The organism is Alcanivorax sp. (assembly GCF_040119285.1).
In the GTDB taxonomy this organism is placed as follows: Bacteria; Pseudomonadota; Gammaproteobacteria; order Pseudomonadales; family Alcanivoracaceae; genus Alcanivorax.
Window position 1 is genome coordinate 54,427 of record NZ_JBEDTY010000007.1, and the last position, 24,126, is coordinate 78,552.

The window sequence follows — 24,126 nt, forward strand, 5'->3', positions numbered from 1 at the left end:
GCCCCTCTGTCGCCCTTTTTTTCAATGGAGGGTTATAATCCGCCCTTGATCACTTTCGCTTCTCATACGGTAGCTCGGCACCATGCTCGATTTCATCAACCACGATAAAGATCCGGAAACGGGGAAAGTCATGCGTAAAGTGCGCAGCTTTGTGCTGCGCGAAGGCCGCCTGACCGCCGGACAACGCAATGCTCTGGACACCCTGTGGCCCCGCTTTGGGCTGGAACGCGACCAAGGCCTGCTCAACCCCGAAAGCGTTTTCGGTCGCGACGCCCCCCGGGTTCTCGAAATCGGATACGGCATGGGCCAATCGCTGACGCAAATGGCTGCCGCCGATCCCGATAAGGACTTTATCGGTATTGAAGTGCATCGCCCCGGCGTAGGCGCCCTGCTCATGGAGATTGAGCAACAGGGCCTAAGCAACCTGCGCAGCTACTGTGACGATGCGGTAGAGATTCTTGAGCTGTGCATCCCCGACAACAGCTTGGCGCGGGTTCAACTGTATTTCCCCGATCCTTGGCACAAAAAAAAGCACCACAAGCGCCGAATCGTTCAGCCCGCTTGGGTGGCTTTGGTGCAGCGCAAACTTCAGCCAGGAGGCATTCTGCACATGGCCACGGACTGGGAAAATTATGCAGAGCACATGATCGAAGTGATGGATGCTGCCGCAGGGTTTAGCAACTTGGCAGGCCCAAGCGCATTTTCTCCCCGACCCAGCTGGCGCCCGGAAACCAAGTTTGAACGCCGCGGCGAAAAATTGGGCCATGGGGTGTGGGATTTATTATTCGAGAAAAGGGCTTAACACAAACGCATTCAGCTTAAACATGGGCCTAAAAAACCGCAGCTAAGGCTGCGGTTTTTCTTTATTTACTCTTAGTAGAAATAGCCTTCCAAGCCAATCTGCAAGCTATCGTACTCCAGGTCATCACCGCTCTCATCTTCAAAGCTATACCGGTTATAGCCAATCACTACACCGCCTCGCTTTTCATTGAAAAGGAGTTTGGCTCGCACGCCATAGAAAAAATCCCGGCCATCCGATGACGACTTCGTAGAAGACACCGGATTTCTTGCTGTCACCTCACCATCCCAATTCTGGATACCCAGAGTACCCCCCAGGAAAAACGTCTCGCTCAGTGGAAACAATAAATCTGCGGCCACATAAACACCATCGGCATCGACTTCGTATTCACCGGTCTTGACGCCATACTGGTGGACCTCGCCTTCTTGAGTACCAAACCATTTGTAACCCAGCCTCAATGAAGACGCCCCGCCAAAGGCATAACCCAGGTAAATGTCCTGCCCTGTTGCTGCTCCGTCGTCGTCAACACTGTAACCTGGACCCGTCCTGTCCAGCTCATCTTCAATCTCATCTCCAAAATTACTTGTATCGAACGACACGCCAGCACCGAGCATGAAACCCGCCGGTTTAGCCTCCCCCCACGCCGAACTCGCCAGCAAACCCAACGCCATAACCGCTAAACATTTTTTCATTTACATGTTCCCCCAATGGATAAATGGATCTCGATCCTAGTTATTTTTTCCTAGGAGTAAAAATGCTGACTAAACTTTAAGAGATTGCTTACACATCCTTAAGCAAAGCGCCTGAAATCACCCCCGTCGCCCCCATTCCACCCAACACTAACAAGGCCCAATCATTTCCCAGCAGGGCCACTGCCGCGCTGATACCACCAACCACCAGCAACAGAATGCCAATCACAGTATTGCTCACCGCAGTGTAATCCGTACGCTTGGTCCCCCCCGCCATGTCCACCATGTAAGTCTTGCGGCCGATGCGCACGCCAGCGTGAGCGATGGCCAGAACAAAGAACGCGACTGGATACAACCAGTGCACACCGTCCACCTCGACTCCGGACACCGACACGCCGCCCGCGACCATGCAAACCAGTGCCGCAAGCGCCCCTCCACGAATCATCACCGTTCGGCTGGAGCTATCTGCCATATAGCCCCACACCGTGGCACTCACCGCACTGGCTAGGCTCGAAGCCAGCACGAAGCTACCCAACAGCAAGCCCAAGCTAGACTGCTCCTTTGCCAACAACACCAGAAACGGCGACGCCAGAGAAGACGCCATCAGCAACGCACGGGTCACCACGAAACGCCGAAACGGCACATCGGTTTTCAACAATGACAAACTGCTCCACGCCTCCCGCAGAGCATTGCTGCCACCCTCGTTGGCACCGGGGTATTCATCCACACGCAGGAACACTAGCGCCGCTGCCAACCAGGCCATACCTGCTCCAGCCAGCAGCGCAGTGTAAAACAGCATGGATGGGTCGCTATCGTTGCTGAACACCAGCAGCGTCAACGCAAAGGTAAGCGCCCCAGAGAGGGTGGCCGACAGCCCAGTAAGCCGGCCACGGCGAGATTTCGGAACACACTTGCCCTGCACGTCCTTCATGGCCACGGAACAGAACCCCCGGCTGACACTAAAGACGACCAGCAGCCCCACAATGCCCAACCCAGCAGCCAAGCCTTCCAGCAACCAGACCACCAGCGCCATCGCCAACACGGACAACCCCTGCAGTGCCGCACCCAACACCCAAAACCCTTTGCGTACCGGATAGCGACGCACCAACGCCCCTATCAATAACTGGGGAATCAGCGAGCCAGACTCACGGATAGGCACCAGCAACCCGGCCAGAGCTCCCGGCGCTCCGACAGCGCTGATCAACCAGGCCAACACGGTTTTCGGATTGATCAGCAAGTCGCCGACCTTGGTCAGCGTATTGGCGAAGATAATGCGAAAGAAATTGCCCGGCACCTCCCGGCAGGCGTCCTCGCTGATATCACTGCAGGTGCGAGCATCTTCATCATTCGCTACTTTTTCATACAGCCTGTCCGCTAACGATCCCTTAGCCATACGGCGCCCTTCCCCCTCTTTTCAGTGAATTGATCTAAAACGTTCATTGCGGGGCGGAAGGAATGACATGACCGAAAGGCCTTTTCCACAGAACGCATCGTACTGAATGCACAGCACCGAAGTCCGGCGCTTGATGTTGTTAAATCGCCTGGTAGCCCCCGCCACCAGACATCCCACCGGGCCGCCTTTGTCGGCAACCGTACGATTAATCAGGCACGACAATTCTTTCCACTTTAATCCGCGATTAACCTCAAAATAGTGTGTTTGATCAGCAGGATACCATGACAACCGCCGTGCTTTGATTGCGCGTCCACCGGGCGGGCTTTAGACTTTGCGGCATCTCTTGCTAGCGAGCCATCATGTCGTCACAGAATCCGGACGCTTTGCCCCACACCGCCGCCGACTCCGTAGGGCTGGTCGAGCCACAGGTGCATCACTTCGACACCCCGTTGGAGCTGGAGTGTGGGCGCACGCTGCCCACCTATGACCTGATTTACGAAACCTATGGCACCCTGAACAGCGAGGCGTCCAACGCAGTGCTGATCTGCCACGCCTTGTCCGGCCATCATCACGCGGCAGGCTATCATCGAGCAGACGACAAACGCCCGGGCTGGTGGGATACCTGTATCGGCCCCGGTAAGGTCATCGATACCAACCGCTTCTTCGTCGTCAGCCTGAATAACCTGGGCGGTTGCCACGGCTCCACCGGCCCCGCCTCCATCAACCCGGAAAGCGGCCAGCCCTGGGGCCCCGATTTTCCCATGATGACGGTGAAAGACTGGGTGAACAGTCAGGCTCGCCTCGCCGATGTGCTAGGCATTCAACGCTGGGCGGCAGTGATTGGCGGCAGCATGGGCGGCATGCAGGCGCTGCAGTGGTCCATCGATTACCCAGAGCGGCTTAGCCATGCGGTGGTGATCGCCGCCGCACCAAAATTGTCAGCCCAGAACATTGCCTTCAATGAAGTGGCGCGACAATCCATTCTGACCGACCCGAATTTCTACGGCGGGCGTTATTACCTTCACGACACCTACCCTCGCCAGGGGCTGATTCTGGCACGTATGGTAGGCCACATCACTTATCTGAGTGACGACGCCATGCGCATGAAGTTCGGCCGCGACCTGCGCGCCGGACGCTTCCATTTCGGCTTCGACGTGGAATTCCAGGTCGAATCCTATTTGCGTCATCAGGGCGAAGTCTTTTCTCGCAACTTCGACGCCAATACCTACTTGCTAATGACCAAGGCACTGGATTATTTCGATCCAGCTCGGGAATTTGACCATTCGCTGGAGCAGGCTTTAGGCAGACCCACCTGTAATTTTCTGGTGATGTCATTCACCTCCGACTGGCGTTTTGCCCCAGAGCGCAGCCGAGAGATCGTCAACGGATTGGTCCACGCTGGTCGCAATGTGAGCTACGCCGAGATCGATACGCCCAAGGGCCACGACGCCTTTTTGCTGGATATTCCCGAGTACATAAAGCTGTTCGGAGCCTACATGCACAGGGTCGCCAACGAGACAGAGAATACATCGCAAGACCTGGAGGCCGGCCCCCATGCGTGATGACCTTCAACTAATCAGTGACTGGATCCCCCGCAATGCCACCCTGTTGGATCTAGGCTGCGGCGACGGCACTCTGCTAGCGCATTTGAAAACACACAAAAAAACCGCCGGCTACGGCCTGGAAATCAACCAAGACAACTTGGCGGCCTGCTTTGAAAAGGGCGTCAATGTTCTAGAGCAGGATCTCGACAGCGGCTTGGGTAACTTCCAGAATCACCGTTTCGATTACGTGATCATGACCCAGGCGTTGCAAGCGGTTCTACGCCCGGACCAAATTCTCAACGAAATGATCCGCGTTGGCCGCGAAGCCATTATCACCTTCCCCAACTTCGGCCACTGGAAGGTCCGCGCTTACCTGGGCCTGAAAGGGCGTATGCCCGTATCATCCGCGCTGCCCCACGAGTGGTACAACACCCCGAACATCCACCTGTGCACCGTGCAGGATTTTGAAACCCACTGCCGAAAACAAGGCATTCGGATCCTTGAACGCCAGGTCATTAACCGTAATCACCGCACCAGCGTGCTCAGCAAATGGTGGCCCAACCTGTTCGGCGAAATCGCCATTTACCGGGTGAAGGGATAAAGCGATACACGCTGGACGGGGAAAAGTCGGGTTCTCGTAACCTTCAGAATATTTGTTTTTTGCTACTCGCCGGCGTGACGAAGAGTTGAAGCGTTTAATACAACGCTTCTCATATTGCCGCTTGTAGCACGCACCTAACCGACGTCAGGACCCCCCAATGGAAAAACTCGTTCTCGCCTCCGGCAACGCAAAAAAACTCGCTGAAATGCAGCGCCTATTGGCGCCACTCAACATTGAAGTCGTTGCCCAGAGTGAATTTTGCGTACCGGAAGCCGATGAAACCGGCAGTACCTTTGTGGAAAACGCCATTATCAAAGCTCGCAATGCCTGCAAGCACACCGGGCTACCCGCCATCGCCGATGATTCCGGACTGGAGGTCAGCGCCCTGAACGGTAGCCCTGGCATTTTTTCAGCGCGCTTTTCCGGGGTCGGTGCCACTGACGCCAAGAACAATGCTCTGCTGGTAGAAATGCTGGCGGAAATCCCAGAAGACGCCCGCCAGGCCCGCTACGTGGCACTGCTTGTGCTGATGCGCCACGAAGACGACGCCACCCCACTAATCTGCCAAGGTAGCTGGAACGGACGCATTGTGCTGGAGCCCCAAGGTGATCACGGCTTTGGCTATGACCCACACTTTTTCGTGGAAGAAAAAGGCTGCACCGCCGCACAACTACCCGCGGATGAGAAAAACACCATCAGCCACCGGGGCAAGGCCATGGCCAGCTTGATTGAAGCACTGAATGAGTAAGCTCTTCACTGCCTCTTCCCCTCTCTCTGATAGGGTTGAGCCTTTCCGACCGCAAGGAGCCAGATCGGTGCCCACATCTCGCGTCCCATTCCCCTTGCTTGGCATCGCACTGCTGCTGCCTGCCATCCCCAGCGAAGGCAGTGCACGGCAGTCTGCAAACGCAATGGCACAGCCGCTATGTCAGCGAAGGGCGTGACAATCTTGATGGCCACAGCCTGCACAGCTTGGGCGGCGACCTGACAAAAGCGGACGCCGCTTTAGGGGTCTGGCAAGCCTGGGGGACGGGTGACAGCGACTACCGGGAAAACAACCTGTTTGCGGAATACGCCCCGCCCATGGGCCGCTGGGAACCTTACCTGAACGTAACCTACCTGCAGTTTTACGCTAATGATCCTGCGCTGGACATGGCTGACGACGTGGAAACCGGTTTCGGGATTGCCACCCATCTACAGCCTTGGCTGGCCCTGCGCGCCGATGGCACCTGGAGCAAGCAGGCGAACGGTGCCTTCTACGCCTTGTCCCTGGTTGGTGAACAGCAGCTCTGGTCAACGGGCATCGCACAACTACGGCTCACGCAAGCCTATGATCAGGGCTACGCCAGTGAGCACTACGATGGCCCCAATCACCGGGAAGTGGGGGTGATGCTCAGCTGGCACTGTCATCGGGCCGTTGACCTTTGGGCCGGCTGGCAGCACAGCTGGGCTGGCGAAGACGTACGCCGCGACGGCGGCGGGGATCTCAGCTGGGGGCAGGTAGGGATAATGGGTTACTTCTGAGCCCGTGCCAGCCAACGGTCCAGCGCATTGGCAAAACGCCCCTTGTCCTGGTTGGAATAACTGGCCGGCCCACCGGTCTGCATCCCCGCCGAACGCATCTCCTCCATGAAATCACGCATGTTCAGGCGTTCGCGCACGGTATCCTTGTCCAGCCAGTGACCATGGGGCGTTACCGCCTCTGCACCCTTTTCCACAACTTCAGCCGCCAGTGGAATATCCTGCGTGACCACCAGATCTCCCGGCTCACAGCGCTGCACAATTTCGTTATCCGCCACATCAAAACCCTGCCCTACCTGAATAGAGCAAATTAACGGCGTACGCGGCACCGCTATATGCTGGTTTGCCACCAGCGTGCAGGCAATTTGCGCCCGTTGTGCAGCGCGGAATAACACCTCTTTTACCGGGCGTGGACAAGCGTCTGCATCGACCCAAATATGCACAATAGAATCCCATTGATCACTGGAAAATGGAGCATGCTTAACACCACGAATACGATACCCCCGTGTCGTTATCACGTTAGCCGCGCGCCATTATCCATTTAATTGCTAACATGGCCCACTCATTCTCTGCCTGCCCCTCTTTTATGGCCCTCAAGAACCCGCCCCTCTCTCTCTACATCCACACCCCCTGGTGTGTACGCAAATGCCCCTATTGCGACTTTAACTCCCATGAGCGCGGCGAGATTCCAGAGGCAGCCTACCTGCGAGCCCTGCTCACCGACCTGGAGCAGGACCTGCCCCTGATCGGCGAGCGCGCGGTAGAAACCGTGTTCATCGGCGGGGGCACACCCAGCCTTCTATCCGCCGATTTTTACCAGCAGCTTTTTCACGGCATTCGGCAAAGGCTGGCCTTGCACCCAAACGCGGAAATCACCCTAGAGGCCAACCCTGGCACCGTTGAAAATGGTCGCTTCCAGGGCTTTCGCGAGGCAGGCATCAACCGCCTATCCATCGGCGCCCAGAGCTTCAACAATGCCCACTTGCAAGCACTGGGGCGCATTCACAATGCCAGCGCCGTCATTAACGCCGCTCACCAAGCGCGCGCTGCCGGCTTCGACAATTTCAATCTGGATATCATGCATGCCTTGCCCGGCCAAACCCATGCACAGGCTCTGGACGATCTACACCAGGCCATCGCACTGCAGCCCACTCACCTGAGCTGGTACGAACTCACCATCGAACCCAACACCGTTTTCTACCGCTCACCACCGGTTCAACCAGACAGCGACGCCATGGCTGACACTGAGCAGGCCGGCTTCGCCTTACTGGCTGAGCACGGCTACCTGCGTTATGAAATTTCCGCCTTCGCGCAATCTGGGCGTCCCTGCCGACATAACCTCAATTACTGGCAGTTCGGTGACTATCTCGGCATCGGGGCCGGCGCCCACGGCAAAATCACTGATGCCTCCCAGGGTAGTGTGCACCGCTACCAGAAAACCCGAAAACCCGAAGACTACTTGGCAGACGCGGCCCATGCTCGCCGCCAGCACCAGCCCATTGCCCGCGAAGACCGTCTGTTTGAAGCCCTACTTAATGGCCTGCGTTTAACCGATGGCCTCTGCTGGCAAACACTGGAAGAAACGACCGGAAAGCCGGTTGCACAGTGGCGGCATCTATTGGCGCCATTCGAACAGCAGGGGCTGTTGGCGGTCACAGACCAACGGCTGGCCTGTACCGATAATGGCTTGCGCCATCTAAACGGCTTGCTGGAAAAGCTAGCCGCTGTGCTTTTATAAACAGCGCGCTTGTCTGTACGCTGAGAAAAGCGCTTGAACCCGATAGCAAGGCTATTCAAACTGAATGGCGGAATCACACAAGATAATGACTATGACAAAACCACGCAGCGGGCGCGAACAAGCGCTGGCAGAAAGAGAGCTCCTCTTTATTGAAGCCACTCGGCAACAACTGTGCGATAAAGGCCTGCTGGGGGTCCAGATGGCGGCCATTGCCCGCAGCTGTAATTTTGCCACCGGCACGCTCTACCATCACTTCGCGTCCAAGGAAGATCTGCTCATCGCCGTCTGCACCGAGCTGACCACCACACGACGGGAATACTTTGAGAAAGTCGCCCATTCCGACCTTACTAACCGCGATAAAATGTTAGGCTTTGCCGTAGCCTACTCACTCTTTGCCCAGCATTACCCTGAACATTTCCGGCTCGAGCAATACATCATGACGGAAGTGGTCTGGCTGGCATCCTCACCTAGCCGCCGCGAGCAGTTCCTGGCCGCCACCCAACCCATAGGCAGAATGGTAGAGCAGGTGGTTCGTGACGCCATTGCCAGTAACGAACTGGAAGACCACGGCCAGGACCCGCTAACGTTCAGCATCGGCCAGTGGTCCATGTCCATGGGTATGCATACACTGATCCATGCCGACGGCATTCTGGATATGTACGACCTCAAAGACCCTCACCGCCTGCTATTGCGCAACGTCCAGCTGCAACTCAGTGCCATGCAGTGGCAGCCCTTGGAAGACCACCCCTTTGACGACACGGCATTAAACAGCAAAGTGGCTTACCTCTGCGATTACCTGTTCGCTGACTTCTGCAAGGAAAAAGGCAGTAGCCTGACCCTTGGTAGCGCTTGAGTCCCAAGCGATAACAGAGCCATCAGCCACAAAAAAGCCCCGTGCTGCGGGACTTTTGCTTTAAGACGCTACCACAGGCTAGCCTGGGCCTTTCGCGATACAAACATCGGCGATGGGCAGCAAACTACTACTCCGCGCTGGCCACCGCTTCCTGCTCCTGCTTCGCTTTGTTCTGCATCTCTTTTTCCGCTTTCAGGCTTTCGTGCTGAGCCGGTGTACAGCCCAAACAGCGGACGAAAGTATTCTTGCCAGGGTTCATCACCAGCACTTCCGCCGCCTCTCCCGGGTTCCCCCCCAGCAGGCTGAACGGCAGCGTAACCACGTACAGGCCAGCGCCCACCACCGTGGAAGCCAACAGCAACGGACGCGCAAAAATCGCATCGCCGATCATTGCCATTTCCCCCGGCCGATCCAGGTTGGATTCCGCCGCCTGTGCCGTGATGGGCGCCGCCATGGCAGCAAACAGCATGGTTGAGGCGAGTACGGATACCACTACCCGGCGCTTTGCTCGCTTCATGGTGAGTCCCTCTTGGTTTTTTTATAGTTGAACCTGAAACCCTGGCTTCATCGCGACGCCTAACGCAAGCCTTCGCCGCCACACTGGCATCACCGTTTCAGGTTAAAGTATCGCTGACATTGTCTCAGCTAAGTCGTTAATATTCCGACAATTGCATCACAATCTACACCTTTGTTCTTAGGCCATCAATAGTACAAGAGCGCAAAGACTGATCAATTCCGACGCAAGGTCAGCTCCCCGTCCACCCCGCTTTCTGGCTTACCCCCGGCGATCGATTTCCTTCCACTTCACCGCTGGCATTGTGGGCAATAAGCCGTGCTCCGTTGGCCATGACGATCCGCCTTCAATATGGTGTCGCATTGCACGCAAGGCTGGCCCGCGCGACCATACACATTGAGAGACTGAGAAAAATACCCTGGCTGACCATCCGCCCGGGTGAAATCCTTCAGCGTGGTGCCGCCCGCCTCAATCGCCCGGGCCAGCACCCGCTTAATCGCTTCTGCCAGTGCCTGATAACGCGCCAGGGAAATACGGCCCGCCGCCCGGGATGGGTGGATACCCGCCATAAAGAGGCTTTCCTGAGCGTAAATATTGCCCACTCCCACCACCGTGGCGTTATCCATAATAAAGCTTTTCACTGCCACCTTTCGGCCACGAGAGCGAGCAAACAACCACTGGCCATTAAAACTATCGCTGAGCGGTTCCGGCCCCAGCGACTGCAGCAGGCTGTGCGGCTGGTCACCGCCCTGGAACAACACAGAGCCAAAGCGGCGCGGGTCGTTAAAACGCAGCACCTTGCCGCTATCCAGCAACAAATCCACATGGTCGTGCTTGCGTAATGGCAGGTCCATATCCACCACCCGCAAAGTGCCGGACATCCCCAGATGAATTAGCAGCTGCCCATGCTCCAGCTCAATCAGCAGATATTTGGCCCGCCGACGCAACGCCATCACCGGGCAGTCACGCAGCGCATAAATCGCCTCACTCACCGGCCAGCGCAACCGCGGTTCACGCACCGTTACCGATTTCAAAATCCGCCCCTGTAAATGCGGGCGGATGCCACGCAGGGTGGTTTCCACTTCAGGTAATTCAGGCATAGGAAAGTCAGTTCGTGATTGATAATAGACAATTGAACAGCTAAAAACTCATTGCGCGGCCGCGAAGAGCGCGCTGGCGCCAGCTATGTTACCTTGCTGCCGGTTTTTTTGTCTTTCGCTGTCACCGTTCAACAGATAACGGCCCACTACTATGTCCGTCTCTTACTGGCTCGGCGTCGATACCGGCGGCACCTTTACTGACTTTGTTCTGCTAGGCGATGGCGAACCACGCATCCACAAGGTGCTGTCCACGCCCGCGTCCCCGGAACAAGCCATCCTGCAAGGCATTCAGGAGCTGGGCCTGAGTGATGCAATGGCCAGTGGGCAACTGGCCATTGTGCACGGCACCACCGTGGCCACCAACGCCGCCCTCGAAGGCAAGGGCGCTCGCACCTTATTGATTACCAATAACGGGCTGGAGGACATCCTCCGCATTGGCCGCCAGAACCGTCCAGAGCTCTATAATCTTACCCCGGCGAGTAACGCCTCGGCGGTGAGCCAGGTGCCCACCCTGGGCTGCCCGGCCCGGCTCGATGCTGCGGGTAACACCGTTACCGCGCTCACCGATAACGATATTGCCACCATACTAGCGGCGGTCCGTGAAATCGCTCCGGAATCCATCGCCCTATGCCTGCTGTTCAGCTACCTGAACCCGGAGCACGAACAGCGGCTCAGCCAGGCTCTGCTCAGTGCCGGCTTTGCAGTGAGCCCCTCGCACCAAATCTTGCCTACTCGAGGCGAATACGAACGGGGCATGGCCACCTGGCTAAATGCTTGGCTCGCGCCGCGAGTGGCGGATTACCTGCAACGCCTGCAGCAGGCCACCAGCCCCGCTCCATTGGCCATCATGCAATCCCACGGTGGCACCATTGCTTCCCAGCAAGCCGCGAACCAAGCCGTCAATCTCCTGTTGTCTGGGCCCGCCGGTGGGCTGGCCGCCGCTCAGCGGCTAGGGCAACAACTGCAGCAGCCTCACTTGATGACTTTCGACATGGGCGGCACCTCCACTGATGTTGCCTTGCTCGACGGGGATATCCGCCTGACCCAGCAGGGCCGCATCGGCCCTTATCCCGTGGCCGTGCCCATGGTAGACATGCACACCATCGGTGCCGGAGGTGGCTCGCTAGCCTATGTGGATGAGGCTGGGCTACTGCACGTGGGGCCACACTCAGCCGGCGCCGATCCCGGCCCCGCGTGCTACGGCAACGGTGGCCAACGCGTCACAGTAACCGATGCCAATGTGGTTCTGGGCCGGCTGCAACCAGACTTCGCCCTCGGAGGCTCACTAACGCTGGATGTGGCTTGCGCTGAGCAGGCCATGGACCGGTTAGCCGTAGCCCTCAACCTGACACGTCAGCAAACCGCTGAAGGAGTACTGGCGCTAGCCAACGAACACATGACCCAAGCCCTGCGGGTGATCTCCATCCAGAAGGGCTTCGATCCCGCTGACTTCTCGCTGATGAGCTTTGGCGGCGCCGGCGGGCTGCACGTCTGTGCGCTGGCCGACAACCTGGGCATGCCACGGGCCATTGTCCCGCAGCGGGCCGGCGTGCTGTCCGCCGAAGGGCTGGTATATGCCCCCCGAAAACGGGAAATATTGCAGGCGCTACCAGAATCCGCCGACGAAGACTCCCTGCGTGCCCTCATCGTCCAGCTGCAACAGCAAGGCTCAAATGAACTTGTCGAGGAAGGCGTTAGCGCAGACCGCATCCAGCACCGGGTATTTGTAGATATGTGCTATCAAGGCCAGTCCTCAGTGCTGCAAATTGATTGGCACGAAGAACCGGCAGACCGGGTAAGCCGCTTCCATGCGGCTCACCAGCAACGTTTTGGCCACCGGTTAGGGCTACCGGTACAGCAGGTTAACCTGCGTATTCAAAGCCAGGCTTTGGCTACCCCGCCCACGCCTCCCGACGGCCCCACCCAAACCGCCAACCCCGAACGCCAAGCGACGCTGCCGGGTATCCGCACCGCGGTGGCCGTATTCAAGCGCGAAACACTGGGCGTAGGTCAACGCCTCACCGGCCCGGCCCTGATCTACGAAGCAGTGGGCACCACCTGGCTGGAAACGGACTGGACCGCGACGGTTAACCCGCAAGGGCATCTGTTGTTACAGCGCAACGCCTAACGCGGCCGCCCACCCATCCGCCCATCGCCCCCTTTGGGCCCCTGATTGACCGTAAAGTCCGAATTTGACCTGTTCCGTGTCTTCTGTCTGTCATCCCGGATAGGGCACAATAGTGACTCTATTTTTTTATTGTGCGACATCTATGCTGAATTATCTGAGTGAGGGCCTACTGGCCCCGAGCCTCGGCGCCTTGGTGCTAATCACTTTGGCCATGACCCACGTGACCATTGTCAGTGTCACCGTGTACCTGCACCGCTATTCCGCGCACCGCGCGCTGGACATGCATCCGGTGCTCAAGCATTTCTTCCGTTTCTGGCTGTGGCTCACCACCGCCCAGAACACCCTAGAGTGGACCGCCATCCACCGCAAACACCACGCCAAGTGCGAGACCGAAGAAGATCCGCACAGCCCGGTAGTCAAAGGCATCCGCAAGGTACTAAGCGAAGGGGCCGAACTGTACCGCGAAGAAGCAGAGAATAAAGAAACCCTGAAAAAATACGGTGCCGGCTGCCCCAATGACTGGGTAGAACGCAACGTCTATTCCCGGTTCCCCATGGCCGGCATCACCTTAATGGCTGTTATTGATCTGCTATTGTTTGGCGCTGCCGGCATTACCGTTTGGGCCATACAAATGATCTGGATTCCACTGTTCGCGGCCGGTGTCATTAATGGCTTGGGACACTACTGGGGTTACCGGAACTTCGAATGCGCCGATGCGTCACGCAACATTTCGCCTTGGGGCATTCTGATTGGCGGCGAAGAGCTGCATAACAATCATCACACCTATCCAAACTCCGCCAAGTTATCTGTGCGTCGTTTCGAATTCGATGCCGGCTGGGCATGGATTCGCCTGTTCGAAATAGTGGGGCTGGCCAAGGTGAAGAAAGTGGCACCTAAACCCGCGCTGGTGAAAAGCGCTGGCGGAATCGACGTGGACGCCCTGCGCGGCGTCATGCAGCACCGCTTTCAAGTCATGCGGCATTACCGTAAAGCCGTGATCACTCCCGTTTTCAAGCAGGAACAGGCCCGCGCCTGTGACGCCAGCCGTGAATTCTACGCCCGCGCCAAAGCGTTGTTGCATCGGGATTTGACCCTGATCAAACCGAATCAGGCGCTACGACTGAAGAGCCTGACAGAAAATAACGAAACCCTGGAAGCCATTTACCAATTTCGTCTACGGTTACAGGATATCTGGACCCAAACCAGTCGCAGTTCTACAGAAATGGTGGAAGCGCTGGAGAAGTGGTGTCACGACGCACGAGCCTCTGGCATCCATGCCCTGCAGGAATTCGCCGACAAGTTACCTCATTACCGGCACGCAACTGCCTGAAACGACAACGGCCGCTAATGCGGCCGTTTTTTACCTATGTGCCAGCCCCCATCTTGAGTCGGCCCAAACGCTGATTTAACGCCCGGTATCGAGAGCGCCGCGCCCCTCAACCCTACGATAAAGCAGACTCACCGGTATTTTCATGCCAATTCGCGATGAACCACCTTAAGGAGTCTCTGACATCACAACAATGTTCTCAAGCACTTGGCTGCTATTTTGACTAGCACCTGTAACCGTTATGTTTACGCCGCCAAGCCCGATACCCAGTGCTTCAAGTAAAGGGTTAATAAGAGCCCCGGCAAGAGCTTCCACCACCGTTGAAAGCAAGTTTTCTAATAAATTAGTCAAAAAAGTGAGATCCAAAGGCAAAAGCTCAATGACATTCAGATCTCTTACCTGGACATCGAGATCCAGCCCTCCAAGCCCATCGCCGGTATCATTGAAAGTCTGCTGCCTGCAACCAATATCGCTACAGTACAGAGGGTAATCCTGCGCAATAATCACTCCACGATCACTGATACCAGCCACTTCAGCATCGATAAAAACATTGGCACTCAGTAGCCGAATGCCCAGCAAACCCAGCACGTTTAAACGTCCTTGAGCAGGCACAATCTCCCCTGAGTCAGAATCGACTGTTCCGGTTCCCAGTCTCGCCACGCTTCGATTAATATTCACGCCAATTTCAATATCGTTATTTACCCCTGCCGCACAATCCGCCGACACGAATTCCACCTCTGCCCCTCCAGCATTAACCGCCAACGGCAGATCAACGGATGCCAAGTTTAACAACGGGCCCAACGCGAGCAACTCCACCTCTGCGTCGATTAAAAGACTTATATCCGGGGCATAGACTTTTGTGACCCACTCGCCATCCGCGTCTTTACGGACGGGCCCAATTCTAATTTTGGGTGCTTCTCCAACATTCAACTTTACACTGGCTTGCACATTCGCCACTGGGCTGAGATCCAGATTGACATCCAACGGCACTGTCAAGAATCCTCCCGAGCCGCCTTGCTGGGCTTGAGCTACATTGAGCACAAGACTGATCAACATGTCATAGAGGGGGAATTCACTGTTGACCGGCACTTGGGTCCCCTCCACCACGTCTAACACTTCACTGACCTGAACAGTAGCAAGGCCATTCGCACCAAGAAGGTCATCCAGTGCCCGCCCCGCTGGACTCGCTACGCCTGCTACACCTCTAAGAGCTGAAGCCAACACAGCGCCATCCAGGTTCAGTAATTCGGTCACATCGGCGACCCCGATTTCCGTGAGCAAGTCCCCAAGTTTAATCGTCGTATTGCGTAGACTATCCACACTTGTTGGATCCAGCGTATAGCTGCCATCTCTTAGTACCGCACCAAGTAGCGACCCAACAATCCCCGAATCAACCGTTGCCGTGCTCCCTGCAGCGCTCATTGTCGCTACCACTTGCTTTCTGGCAGCCGCATTCACCGATATATCCAGCGCGCCAAAGGTGGACTCAGGCAATAACAGAGAAATAGGCTCACTACGGGTATAGGTAACCAGAACAGCGTTGCTTTGCGCCACCAAGCTCACCGGCCGGAATGAAAGAACACCGCTATCGTTCGTGTCTTCAATCAAGCCGACTTGCACCTGTAACGAACCGTCATCTTCACTAAAACCCTGAGCTTTAGCAGCGGCAAGGGCACGCGATTGAATCACAGCAGAGCTGACAAACTGGCCACCACAGGCTTGCGTCTCACCCGCCGCCGCCTGCGCTGCCACATTCACCTGCGCCTGCATCTCGCCACGCAACATATACAGGCGCGCGCCATCCAGAGCCATCACCGACATGATGACAACAACCAGCAACAACAGCGGCGTGATCACCGTCAGGGCGCCCTGTTGGCGCCAGCGATTACTCGTCGCGGGTCTGTTCACCGAAGGTTTCCGGTATGGCCGTGCGGAATGAGTCCGCCAGGCGTCGCTGAGTATCGACGTAAATAGGCGCAGAAATTTCACTTTTTGCTGCCGGACGAGAATCCCGCTGCTGGTTCAGCAACCAGTCAGTTACCGTTTCTGGCATGTTATCTACTACCTGGTCAGAAACACCAAAACGGTAGTTCTGCTGAGGTTCTGCGGCGATAGCCAAACCCGGCAGCAGGCATACCAAAAGCCATTTTTTCATGGTGCGGCCCTCCCAAACTGTTGACTGAGCTTCTCCGCATAGGCCATTTCATCCTCGGAGAAACCGTATTGAGATTTCAATTCCTGAATGCCTTTCTGGTTATCACTCATCAGATACGCTACCGCCAGATTCTGGCGCACCGGTCCTTGGCCGTTGGCCAACTCCAGCGCCGTTCGTAACTCAAATGCAGCGTCTTCGTAGCGCCCCATCAACAGCAAGGCATAACCGTAATCGTTACGCACCTGAGAGGTCGCTGGGGCCATGTCACGGGCTTTCTCCAAGTGAGGAAGCGCAGACATCACTTCGTTGCGCTTCAACAGAACCATACCCAGGCCATGTTCACTGCGGCCATCACCACAGCGATTAGCCATGGCCCTGTACACTTCTTCTGATTGCTCCAGCTTTCCGGAGGCCGCCAGCAACTGGCCATAGCGCAGCCAGTGATCAATGGCACTCATCGGCTCATCTTCCAGCTGCGCCAGCGCCGCATAGTTGCGACCCTTGGCCATCAGGGTGTCGACCATTTCCAGGTCCACCCGCTGCTCCGGTTGCAGCGCTTCCTTGCAGACAATGCCGGACACATCCACGGTACCGCTTGCCTGTGCAGGTGCGCTCTGGTGGGCACAGCCCGCCAGCACTGTCAGCAGTGCCGCAGCACACAGACCTCCCCAATTACTGCCACGCATGTCCCAGCTCCCTTTCATCGCGTTAACGCCTCGGCAATGGAGATTACCGCCGGGCCACCTATCAAAATAAACAGTGCGGGCAACATGAAGGCCATCATGATGACCGTCATTTTTGCACCAATCCGGTTGGTTTCTTCTCGGATTCGATTGCGCTCCACCTTCTGTGCTTCTTCAATAATCTGCTCCAGGCTATGGGACACCCCCGCGCCCAGTTGACTGCTCTGTTTCATCAACACCACATAGCTGCGCAACACTGGAATCCGTTTGTTTTCACCCAGCTCATCCAAAGCCTGGGTGCGCTCCGCGCCGGATTTCATCAAACGATTGAACCGGTCAATGCGGCCAATCAGAATGGGCAGCAACGGTCGACCCTGAACACCGATAATGCGCAACACCCGTTCCAGAGAGAGCCCCGCCTCCATCAGCATACGCGTCAGGTGACACAGCTCGACGGCTTCCAGGTTCTGGCGCATTTCCGCCTGAGCCCCCATGCTGCGGACCGTCCTACGTGGCAGGATGAATCCAACGGCAGTGGCTACCAGCCCGCCCAGAGCACCAAAGAAAGAGAAACCGATAAATGCCACAATCGCTGGCAGAAACCAGCATGACAGCAGATAAATCATTTGGGATTGCTCCCGGGTTTTGCCCATCCCTTTCAGGGCAAGACGAATATCTTCGTAATCACTGGCCGCAAAGGATGATTCGGTCAAGGCGCCGGACAAACGCCACAACCAGAACCCGCCCTTCGCATCGTCCGTATGCCCCCCTGCACTGTCGCGCAACCGAGTGTAAATCCGAGCCCGCATTTCCCACTCACGGGCCTTAAAAACCAGCAACCAAAGAGCCACAAAAACCAATAACAATGAGACGATCAGCAGCAGATCACTCACGGCCCACCCCCTGCACCATCCGCCAAACGATCACCACACCGATGCCCTGCAACACACCGGCAACGATCAACATGGTGTGGCCGGTATCCGTGCGCAACAACACTTCCGCGTATTTCTCGTTTATCAGCATCATATACACGGCCATGCCCAGCGGTAGCAGCGTAAACGCCACAGCAGTAAAACGTGTTTCCGCGGTGGCGGCCAAAAACTCACGGCGCAACTCCTGTTGTGAGCGCAACGAGTTTGCAACTTGCTGTAACACCGGGCGGATGGAAGAGCCAAACCGGGCAGAAGTACGCAAGGCAATGGACACCAACACCAGCGATGACACCTGATAGAGACGCGCGAAATCATTGAACAGGCCGGTGTAATCCCGTCCAGACTCCACTGCGCTGCGCAACCGAAAAGTGAGGGGCTTGAACACTGGCGGCGCATCCTGAAACGACTCAAGCAAAGACGCTTCCAGGGAACGCCCCGCGCCCATATAACGCAACGTTGAGTCCATGATCCCCGGCAGGGATTCAAAAATAGTGCGACGCTGCTGCTGGAAACGGAAACGCCAGTACAGCCAGAGGCAGGCAGTAATAAACAGGGCCACCACCACCATGGCAATCAAGCCCGAAGAAGCCAGTACCAGAGCCAATATGACGAAAGTGATGATGCCCATGAGTGTCAGCTGGGTTCGGGACAGGCGGATATCTGCCCGCAACAACAGGCGATTCAGCGGCCCACTGGCCACTCGCGCCTGGCCAGGCTCCTGGCCCAGCTCAGTGCGTTGCTGCAAACGCTGACGCACGCGATCGTTAACCAGGCTGCGCTGGCGATACCAAAACCAGACCAGCTGCAATAGCACCGTCAGCACGGCAATGATGCCAAGCATCTGCGCCATGCCGAGCAGCTCAACCGCGCTCATCATTGCTCCGGTACAGGTAATCCATGTGATACAGGTCATCGCTGGTGGGCGTCAGCGCCACTACCTCGCTGACCCGGCGACAACCCTCTGCCGTTCGCTCCAACTGAATGATGATATCCAGCGCCGAACCGATCAGCCGGCCAATGGCGGTTTCACTGGCATCATAACCACTCACCGCCAGCAGGGTTTCGATTCGCACCAGCGCATCCCGGGAACTGTTGGCATGGATGGTACTCATGGAACCTTCGTGGCCAGTGTTCATGGCCTGCAACAGTTCGATAATTTCATGGGAGCGCACCTCCCCCAAGATCACCCGGTCCGGGCGCATACGTAACGCATTGATCACCAGCTCGCGGGCACTGATACGGCCCTTGCCCTCGGTATTGGCCGGGCGGGTTTCCAGGCGCACCACATGGGGATGATTGAGCACCAGCTCCGCGGAATCCTCAATGGTAAGAATCCGCTCGGTTGGAGGGATGTACTGACTGATCAGGTTCAACATGGTGGTTTTACCCGTGCCGGTACCACCGCTGATTATAATATTACGGCGCGATTCCACCGCTTTAACCATGATATCAAGGCAGGCATCGGTGAGTGAGCCCGATTCGATCAGCTCCTGGGCGGTCAGATGGTTACGCGTAAACTTACGCACACTAATGCTGGGGCCATCCAACGCCAGCGGCGGGATAATAGCGTTCACTCGCGAACCGTCGGGCAAGCGCGCATCCACCATGGGGCTGGACTCATCCAGTCGACGCCCAAGCGGCGCCAACATGCGCCGAATCACCCGCACCACGTGATCATCATTGATAAAACGCACGGACGCTTTTTGCAGCACCCCCGACACCTCAATGAATACACTGTCCGGGCCGTTCACCAAAATATCATTGATGCGCTCATCGGCCAGCAACGGTTCCAACGGACCGAACCCGGTCACTTCATCTAGCGTATCGCGGGCCAGCTGATTGAGGTCCTGAGTAGAAAGCGGCACCCGATTCAGGGCGATATGCTGCCCCACCGCCGTGCGGACAAAATCCGACAGCTGATCACTGCCAGCCTTGCCGACTTCGATCCCTTCTTCATCCAGCCGCTCCACCACCCAGCGATGGGTGCGATCCTTGAGCTGCTGATATTCCGCATCAATCCGTCCAGCCACGACTGCTCCTGCTATCCGTTGCGCTCACTAACCATTTGGCGACTCATCACGCATTGCTGCGCAGGCGCTGCCACCAACCTGGGCTGGCAATATCGTCCTGCTGCATTTCCAGCTTCCCCACCAACGCCTGCAAGTTCCGGCTATAGCGGCAACGGGGCGACTGTTCCTGAATCGGCAAGCCACTGTTCATGGCCAGCAACCGGTGCCGCCAATCCATGGCCAAACCACCGAGCAGAGGCACACCGGCCGTCTCTGCCAATTCGTCCAATCCAGGCGGTGCATGGCTGTCCACCCCATCGACAATCAGGCTAACCTCACTGTCACGGCCCAAATGAGAGCGCCAGTCATTACCCAAGCTATGCACCGCATGGGCTTGATCCACCAGTGGATGCATGGCCACCAACAAATGGCGGGCATGAATCCCCAGAGCGCGCACCCAATGTCGGCTTTCCATCGTGCCCACATTGATCACGATACGATCAAACATCTGCATCAAATGGTTCAGGGCAATAAACAAATCGGCACTGCGGTCCCCAGCCAGATCACTGCTTTCCACCCCTCCGGCCAGTAATCGCAGGCCCGGGCGGTACTCTTCCAGCGCGGTACCGATCAGGGTTTCATCCAGGGTTTCCGGGCTGGCCAGCAGGTTTTCCAAGTTGTACTCGTTGTGTACATCCAGATAGAAAATACCGCGCTCGCCCGGCTGGGTATCAATGGCCAGGCAGCGCTTATCAGGGAATAATCGGTTCATGCTCAGGGCCACATTCTGGGCCAAGAAGCGAGTGTCGACGGTGGCGCTGGCGGACGCCACTAGAGTGAGATTATTGGTGCCTGAGCGCAATTCATCGCCATAGTGCCCAACGCGCAGCAGTTGATGCCGACGCAGCCGTTCGCGTACATCGCCCGCTTCCGTGCCTGCCACAAAACAGTCTCGGGCGCCGGCCCGCATGGCCTGGAGCAATAGTTCCTGATTCGAACGGGCACACACCGTGATCACGGTGACCCAGGGCCGAGCACTGGTCAGGGCCGTAATAATGGCCAGTGACTGGTCCATATCTGCTTCGGACATTTCCACCATCACCACATGGGCCGTGGTGGCTTCCAACAAACGCAACACCCGGGTCAGATCGGAGCGGCTAACCTGCTCCAACCGAAACGGGTCTTCCACCACCCGATCCAGCCAGGCTTCGATACCGTCATCGTCAACAACCGAAAGAACAATGTCGTGGTCACTCATAGCATCACCAGCTCAGTCCATGACGGATAGGTTGGGAGCCCCGCCGGCTTTCCGTAGCCATATCCAGCCAGCCCATGCTGCTGGAGTGGTAACCGGCGCCCGGCAACGTTACCGGCGGGCTGGTAGCTTGTTGGGGTGTCACCAGATGCGGTGTCACGACCATCACCAGCTCCTTGTCATCTTTCTGAATCCGTGAAGAGCGGAAAAACGCCCCCAATAGTGGAATGTTGCCAATGCCTGGCAACCGGCCACTGCTGTTAATAGTGTTGCGACTTACCAGCCCACTGATAATGAAGGTTTCTCCCGGAGCCAATGACACCGTGGTTTCTGCCCGGCGCACACGCAAACCGGGTACCGCTACCCCGCCGGTTTCAACGCCGGCAGAAAAGTCCAGCTCCGAGACCTCCGGGGCCACCCGGAGAATAATCTGACTTTTGTCGATCACGGTTGGAGTGAGGCTCAAGCCAATACCGAACTCCTTGAACTCAATCTGTACGCCGTCAGTGGTACTGCGGGTGGGCACCGGAAACTCACCACCTGACAGGAAACTGGCGCTTTGCCCAGACAGACTGGTAAGCGACGGCTCTGCAAGTGTATAGGCAAAGCCACCAGCTTCCAGTGCATTGATCGCCAACACCGAATTAGGCCCGAATCCGAACAGATTAAAGCCTTCAGCCCCCAGCGGCGTAGGCACGGCCCCGGGTGTCTGAAAACCGGTCCCCGGAGGCGCAATACCCACCGCAGAGTCTCCACCGTTGAACACATTGCTGTAGCTCATGCCCAGCTGGTTCAGCTCAGAGCGGCTGACTTCCAGCACCCGAATGTCCGTTTGCACCTGAGTACCGAATGGCAGCGCATCTCCCAACGTGGTGGCGACCACCACTGTGCTACGCAGGGGCTTACTGTTATTACGCAACCATACCGACAGCACTGCCGACCCTTCTGATTTGGCGGTCAGCAGCAATTCAGCACTGCCCGTCACGGTCAGCGCGGCTACGCCTGGGTCTGATGTCGCGACTTTAGCCACTGCTGAGGGAAAGGTGAGTACCTTCTGATCCCCCGGCGCCAGGCGCATGGAATCGCGCAAACTCTCTGCCTGCACTGCACTGGTCAACGTCAAAAGCAGCAACACCGCTAGGCTGGCCCACCTCGTTTTTATCAACCCACTCTTAACGCACATAGGTGCTCCTTGAGTCAGATCCTTCATAGACTTCGACTCGTTGCCCCGGCTTAGCCTTAGCCGCAGGCGCTCGCGTCGCCGGGAACAAATCCTTGTAATAGAACGGTTTGACATTCTTTCGGGCGCTAGCCACAACGCTCTCGTCACCCTTGTCGTCACTGGCAACCACCGCCAGACGTAACGCGCCTTCTTCTGCCGCCAGCAACAGCGGCGGCACCTTGTCTCTGGGTACGGCCAGCACCACCGTATTATTGCGACGCCGAGCCTCACGGTCCTGGTCACTGCTGGCCGCGGCCATGGCGCCCTTTACCGCCAGCACCTGAATGCTGCGCAATAACACCAGAGCCGCCGGGTTATCTCGCTCTACCTTGCGAAAAGCCACCACCACATCCACCAGATCCCCGGGCTGCAACAATCCGCCGGCCATCACCACGTCATCCACCGCCACGCCAACAGCACGAAAGCCTTTGGGCAAAGCGCCGGGAAGGGTGCCGCCGGGCTCGAGATGATTTCGGGAAAGCAGCTCACCCGGACGGGCAAACTGGCGTAACTCTTTGCCCGCCACCGTTTCATCGGCAGTCAGTACATTGGCAATTGGCGCTGGGGAAGACACCACTGCCAGGGACTCTTCGTCAAGTGTATCCCCCACATTCAGGCTCTGCGTCACAACCCAATAGCGATAACTGGGCGCCTCTTGCCCGGGCGACCCGGTGTCCGCTCCGCTATCCCTCACCACTAACGCGGGAGTCGGATCGCGACTTAATCCCACTAATGCCAAGATCAACGCCACTAACGCCACTGCCAGCGCCGGCAACATGTACAGCAGTCTTGATCCCATGCTCTCTCCGGAACATCCCTGTGTATTTCTGTTTCTAATGGCAGGCACGCCGTATCAAAATGCCGCCCGCGCTTCCACATCCAACCGATCCGGCAGAGGAGGGAATTCTCCCAACACGCCGAAACTTAATGCCGGCACTACCGGGTTGTTCTGATAGTTCGGATAAACCAAGCGGCAGCGGAGCATTTCCAGCCCCCCCACGGTCTCCAGACTACAGGCACCGTCAGCATTCAACGCTCTGAGGCTGGGCGGCAACTCAGCCACCAAGCCGGCCAACACCGTATTGGCACGCTGCCTCACCGAGTCACCCAAGGCTGCCCCCTGTACCGTAGAGCGATCAATGTATAAGGCGGTAGATACCGCATTATCCACCGCGTCCTGCATCCGGTACTGAGCAAAAAATGTCAGGCCGTATACCGCTGCGCCGTACAACATGGCGACCACAAACGGGAACAACATCAGAAACTCCAATGCCACAGCCCCTGCCATTTTTTGGCGCGCTCGCATATAAACGATGCCCTAACCAGCCGGGGGAGTCGTATCAGAAGCGTCGGTGAACAAGTCAGTGAATGCCGTTTCCAGTGCACCACTGACCGTATCGTTGGTGGCCAGCACGCCAATAATGATGATCAAGGCTGCAGCCAGAACGATATATTCCAGCGCACTGGCACCGCGCTGTTTACGCGCACGGCCGGGCAGCTGGGTATAAAGACGGGCAAAAACGAATTGGGCGATCATGGTCAAAGTGCTCATAGTGCTCTCCGTACACGCTTTTTATGGGGGTTATCAAAACTTGCTTAATGCTTATCACATATGCGCAAATATGAATTTTTAGTGTGATCCTATGCAAGCGTGATGCGCTTC

At 57.0% G+C, this 24,126-nt stretch carries 25 protein-coding genes; 9 read left to right on the forward strand and 16 right to left on the reverse strand.

Features of this window, described 5'->3' with window-relative positions:
* Positions 1 to 82: 82 nt before the first annotated feature.
* Positions 83 to 802 (forward strand): tRNA (guanosine(46)-N7)-methyltransferase TrmB, encoded by a 720-nt coding sequence (trmB, locus tag ABNH10_RS03240; protein ID WP_349384728.1) that lies wholly within the window; start codon positions 83 to 85, stop codon positions 800 to 802.
* A 71-nt stretch (positions 803 to 873) separates the two neighbouring features.
* Here the strand turns inward: trmB and ABNH10_RS03245 are convergent, their stop codons facing one another.
* Entirely contained in the window at positions 874 to 1,491 is a 618-nt protein-coding gene (locus tag ABNH10_RS03245; RefSeq protein ID WP_349384729.1) for an outer membrane beta-barrel protein, read from the reverse strand.
* A gap of 88 nt (positions 1,492 to 1,579) precedes the next feature.
* The gene (locus ABNH10_RS03250) at positions 1,580 to 2,881 is read right to left on the reverse strand and encodes an MFS transporter (protein ID WP_349384730.1); all 1,302 of its coding nucleotides are present in this window, start codon (positions 2,879 to 2,881) and stop codon (positions 1,580 to 1,582) included.
* A 359-nt stretch (positions 2,882 to 3,240) separates the two neighbouring features.
* Between ABNH10_RS03250 and metX the strand changes: the two genes are divergently transcribed.
* The 4 genes from metX (at position 3,241) to ABNH10_RS03270 (ending at position 6,550) form a co-directional block, all read left to right on the forward strand.
* Positions 3,241 to 4,443, forward strand: coding sequence for a homoserine O-succinyltransferase MetX (gene metX, locus ABNH10_RS03255; RefSeq protein WP_349384731.1), 1,203 nt, complete (start codon positions 3,241 to 3,243; stop codon positions 4,441 to 4,443).
* A complete protein-coding gene (gene metW, locus ABNH10_RS03260) occupies positions 4,436 to 5,026 on the forward strand; it encodes a methionine biosynthesis protein MetW (protein WP_349384732.1) in 591 nt (196 codons plus the stop codon). The genes metX and metW overlap by 8 nt, the downstream gene beginning before the upstream one ends.
* Before the next feature lie 157 nt (positions 5,027 to 5,183).
* Positions 5,184 to 5,774 carry an RdgB/HAM1 family non-canonical purine NTP pyrophosphatase gene (rdgB, locus tag ABNH10_RS03265; RefSeq protein ID WP_349384733.1) on the forward strand — a complete coding sequence of 197 codons (591 nt, stop codon included), beginning with the start codon at positions 5,184 to 5,186 and terminating at the stop codon, positions 5,772 to 5,774.
* A gap of 140 nt (positions 5,775 to 5,914) precedes the next feature.
* Positions 5,915 to 6,550 (forward strand): hypothetical protein, encoded by a 636-nt coding sequence (locus ABNH10_RS03270; RefSeq protein ID WP_349384734.1) that lies wholly within the window; start codon positions 5,915 to 5,917, stop codon positions 6,548 to 6,550.
* On the opposite strand, the gene ABNH10_RS03275 is transcribed toward ABNH10_RS03270, so the two are convergent.
* Complete coding sequence (locus ABNH10_RS03275; protein ID WP_502877109.1) at positions 6,541 to 6,990, reverse strand: YaiI/YqxD family protein; 450 nt, start codon at positions 6,988 to 6,990, stop codon at positions 6,541 to 6,543. The two genes, ABNH10_RS03270 and ABNH10_RS03275, sit on opposite strands and share 10 nt — an antisense overlap.
* A gap of 143 nt (positions 6,991 to 7,133) precedes the next feature.
* Between ABNH10_RS03275 and hemW the strand changes: the two genes are divergently transcribed.
* The gene (gene hemW, locus ABNH10_RS03280; protein ID WP_502877110.1) at positions 7,134 to 8,285 is read left to right on the forward strand and encodes a radical SAM family heme chaperone HemW; all 1,152 of its coding nucleotides are present in this window, start codon (positions 7,134 to 7,136) and stop codon (positions 8,283 to 8,285) included.
* 91 nt (positions 8,286 to 8,376) lie between these two features.
* Entirely contained in the window at positions 8,377 to 9,138 is a 762-nt protein-coding gene (locus tag ABNH10_RS03285; RefSeq protein ID WP_349384736.1) for a TetR/AcrR family transcriptional regulator, read from the forward strand.
* A gap of 127 nt (positions 9,139 to 9,265) precedes the next feature.
* On the opposite strand, the gene ABNH10_RS03290 is transcribed toward ABNH10_RS03285, so the two are convergent.
* Both ABNH10_RS03290 and mutM read right to left on the reverse strand, forming a co-directional pair.
* Entirely contained in the window at positions 9,266 to 9,655 is a 390-nt protein-coding gene (locus ABNH10_RS03290) for a hypothetical protein (RefSeq protein ID WP_349384737.1), read from the reverse strand.
* Positions 9,656 to 9,942: 287 nt separating this feature from the next.
* Positions 9,943 to 10,752 carry a bifunctional DNA-formamidopyrimidine glycosylase/DNA-(apurinic or apyrimidinic site) lyase gene (gene mutM / locus ABNH10_RS03295; RefSeq protein WP_349384738.1) on the reverse strand — a complete coding sequence of 270 codons (810 nt, stop codon included), beginning with the start codon at positions 10,750 to 10,752 and terminating at the stop codon, positions 9,943 to 9,945.
* Between the two features lie 151 nt (positions 10,753 to 10,903).
* Here mutM and ABNH10_RS03300 point away from each other — a divergent pair, with 151 nt between their 5' ends.
* Together ABNH10_RS03300 and ABNH10_RS03305 are read left to right on the forward strand one after the other, a co-directional pair.
* Entirely contained in the window at positions 10,904 to 12,880 is a 1,977-nt protein-coding gene (locus tag ABNH10_RS03300) for a hydantoinase/oxoprolinase family protein (RefSeq protein WP_349384739.1), read from the forward strand.
* Between the two features lie 142 nt (positions 12,881 to 13,022).
* Positions 13,023 to 14,210, forward strand: a complete 1,188-nt coding sequence (locus ABNH10_RS03305) for a DesA family fatty acid desaturase (RefSeq protein WP_349384740.1) — start codon at positions 13,023 to 13,025, stop codon at positions 14,208 to 14,210.
* 165 nt (positions 14,211 to 14,375) lie between these two features.
* Here the strand turns inward: ABNH10_RS03305 and ABNH10_RS03310 are convergent, their stop codons facing one another.
* From ABNH10_RS03310 to ABNH10_RS03360, 11 genes are read right to left on the reverse strand one after another with little or no spacing between them, the layout of a single operon-like run.
* Positions 14,376 to 16,064, reverse strand: a complete 1,689-nt coding sequence (locus tag ABNH10_RS03310; protein WP_349384741.1) for a Tad domain-containing protein — start codon at positions 16,062 to 16,064, stop codon at positions 14,376 to 14,378.
* A gap of 28 nt (positions 16,065 to 16,092) precedes the next feature.
* Positions 16,093 to 16,362: a hypothetical protein gene (locus ABNH10_RS03315; RefSeq protein ID WP_349384742.1), complete on the reverse strand. Its 270-nt coding sequence runs from the start codon at positions 16,360 to 16,362 to the stop codon at positions 16,093 to 16,095.
* Positions 16,359 to 17,048, reverse strand: coding sequence for a tetratricopeptide repeat protein (locus ABNH10_RS03320; protein WP_349384743.1), 690 nt, complete (start codon positions 17,046 to 17,048; stop codon positions 16,359 to 16,361). Before ABNH10_RS03320 ends, ABNH10_RS03315 begins: the two co-directional genes overlap by 4 nt.
* A gap of 14 nt (positions 17,049 to 17,062) precedes the next feature.
* Complete coding sequence (locus ABNH10_RS03325) at positions 17,063 to 17,938, reverse strand: type II secretion system F family protein (protein ID WP_349384744.1); 876 nt, start codon at positions 17,936 to 17,938, stop codon at positions 17,063 to 17,065.
* The gene (locus ABNH10_RS03330) at positions 17,931 to 18,851 is read right to left on the reverse strand and encodes a type II secretion system F family protein (protein WP_349384745.1); all 921 of its coding nucleotides are present in this window, start codon (positions 18,849 to 18,851) and stop codon (positions 17,931 to 17,933) included. Before ABNH10_RS03330 ends, ABNH10_RS03325 begins: the two co-directional genes overlap by 8 nt.
* A complete protein-coding gene (locus ABNH10_RS03335) occupies positions 18,838 to 20,007 on the reverse strand; it encodes a TadA family conjugal transfer-associated ATPase (RefSeq protein WP_349384746.1) in 1,170 nt (389 codons plus the stop codon). Before ABNH10_RS03335 ends, ABNH10_RS03330 begins: the two co-directional genes overlap by 14 nt.
* Before the next feature lie 46 nt (positions 20,008 to 20,053).
* Positions 20,054 to 21,244 (reverse strand): CpaE/TadZ family protein, encoded by a 1,191-nt coding sequence (locus tag ABNH10_RS03340; protein WP_349384747.1) that lies wholly within the window; start codon positions 21,242 to 21,244, stop codon positions 20,054 to 20,056.
* Between the two features lie 4 nt (positions 21,245 to 21,248).
* Positions 21,249 to 22,424, reverse strand: a complete 1,176-nt coding sequence (locus tag ABNH10_RS03345; protein WP_349384748.1) for a type II and III secretion system protein family protein — start codon at positions 22,422 to 22,424, stop codon at positions 21,249 to 21,251.
* Entirely contained in the window at positions 22,414 to 23,262 is an 849-nt protein-coding gene (gene cpaB, locus ABNH10_RS03350; RefSeq protein WP_349384749.1) for a Flp pilus assembly protein CpaB, read from the reverse strand. Before cpaB ends, ABNH10_RS03345 begins: the two co-directional genes overlap by 11 nt.
* 54 nt (positions 23,263 to 23,316) lie before the next feature.
* Positions 23,317 to 23,769 (reverse strand): TadE/TadG family type IV pilus assembly protein, encoded by a 453-nt coding sequence (locus ABNH10_RS03355; RefSeq protein WP_349384750.1) that lies wholly within the window; start codon positions 23,767 to 23,769, stop codon positions 23,317 to 23,319.
* 12 nt (positions 23,770 to 23,781) lie between these two features.
* Positions 23,782 to 24,015, reverse strand: a complete 234-nt coding sequence (locus ABNH10_RS03360) for a hypothetical protein (RefSeq protein ID WP_349384751.1) — start codon at positions 24,013 to 24,015, stop codon at positions 23,782 to 23,784.
* Between the last annotated feature and the right edge of the window lie 111 nt (positions 24,016 to 24,126).

What these genes read in the sequence shown, in the direction of transcription:
- trmB (WP_349384728.1), top strand. Translation starts at nt 83, where the DNA reads ATGCTCGATTTCATCAACCACGATAAAGATCCGGAAACGGGGAAAGTC.
- ABNH10_RS03245 (WP_349384729.1), bottom strand. Translation starts at nt 1,491, where the DNA reads ATGAAAAAATGTTTAGCGGTTATGGCGTTGGGTTTGCTGGCGAGTTCG.
- ABNH10_RS03250 (WP_349384730.1), bottom strand. Translation starts at nt 2,881, where the DNA reads ATGGCTAAGGGATCGTTAGCGGACAGGCTGTATGAAAAAGTAGCGAAT.
- metX (WP_349384731.1), top strand. Translation starts at nt 3,241, where the DNA reads ATGTCGTCACAGAATCCGGACGCTTTGCCCCACACCGCCGCCGACTCC.
- metW (WP_349384732.1), top strand. Translation starts at nt 4,436, where the DNA reads ATGCGTGATGACCTTCAACTAATCAGTGACTGGATCCCCCGCAATGCC.
- rdgB (WP_349384733.1), top strand. Translation starts at nt 5,184, where the DNA reads ATGGAAAAACTCGTTCTCGCCTCCGGCAACGCAAAAAAACTCGCTGAA.
- hemW (WP_502877110.1), top strand. Translation starts at nt 7,134, where the DNA reads ATGGCCCTCAAGAACCCGCCCCTCTCTCTCTACATCCACACCCCCTGG.
- ABNH10_RS03285 (WP_349384736.1), top strand. Translation starts at nt 8,377, where the DNA reads ATGACAAAACCACGCAGCGGGCGCGAACAAGCGCTGGCAGAAAGAGAG.
- ABNH10_RS03290 (WP_349384737.1), bottom strand. Translation starts at nt 9,655, where the DNA reads ATGAAGCGAGCAAAGCGCCGGGTAGTGGTATCCGTACTCGCCTCAACC.
- mutM (WP_349384738.1), bottom strand. Translation starts at nt 10,752, where the DNA reads ATGCCTGAATTACCTGAAGTGGAAACCACCCTGCGTGGCATCCGCCCG.
- ABNH10_RS03300 (WP_349384739.1), top strand. Translation starts at nt 10,904, where the DNA reads ATGTCCGTCTCTTACTGGCTCGGCGTCGATACCGGCGGCACCTTTACT.
- ABNH10_RS03305 (WP_349384740.1), top strand. Translation starts at nt 13,023, where the DNA reads ATGCTGAATTATCTGAGTGAGGGCCTACTGGCCCCGAGCCTCGGCGCC.
- ABNH10_RS03315 (WP_349384742.1), bottom strand. Translation starts at nt 16,362, where the DNA reads ATGAAAAAATGGCTTTTGGTATGCCTGCTGCCGGGTTTGGCTATCGCC.
- ABNH10_RS03320 (WP_349384743.1), bottom strand. Translation starts at nt 17,048, where the DNA reads ATGCGTGGCAGTAATTGGGGAGGTCTGTGTGCTGCGGCACTGCTGACA.
- ABNH10_RS03330 (WP_349384745.1), bottom strand. Translation starts at nt 18,851, where the DNA reads ATGAGCGCGGTTGAGCTGCTCGGCATGGCGCAGATGCTTGGCATCATT.
- ABNH10_RS03340 (WP_349384747.1), bottom strand. Translation starts at nt 21,244, where the DNA reads ATGAGTGACCACGACATTGTTCTTTCGGTTGTTGACGATGACGGTATC.
- ABNH10_RS03345 (WP_349384748.1), bottom strand. Translation starts at nt 22,424, where the DNA reads ATGTGCGTTAAGAGTGGGTTGATAAAAACGAGGTGGGCCAGCCTAGCG.
- cpaB (WP_349384749.1), bottom strand. Translation starts at nt 23,262, where the DNA reads ATGGGATCAAGACTGCTGTACATGTTGCCGGCGCTGGCAGTGGCGTTA.
- ABNH10_RS03355 (WP_349384750.1), bottom strand. Translation starts at nt 23,769, where the DNA reads ATGCGAGCGCGCCAAAAAATGGCAGGGGCTGTGGCATTGGAGTTTCTG.
- ABNH10_RS03360 (WP_349384751.1), bottom strand. Translation starts at nt 24,015, where the DNA reads ATGAGCACTTTGACCATGATCGCCCAATTCGTTTTTGCCCGTCTTTAT.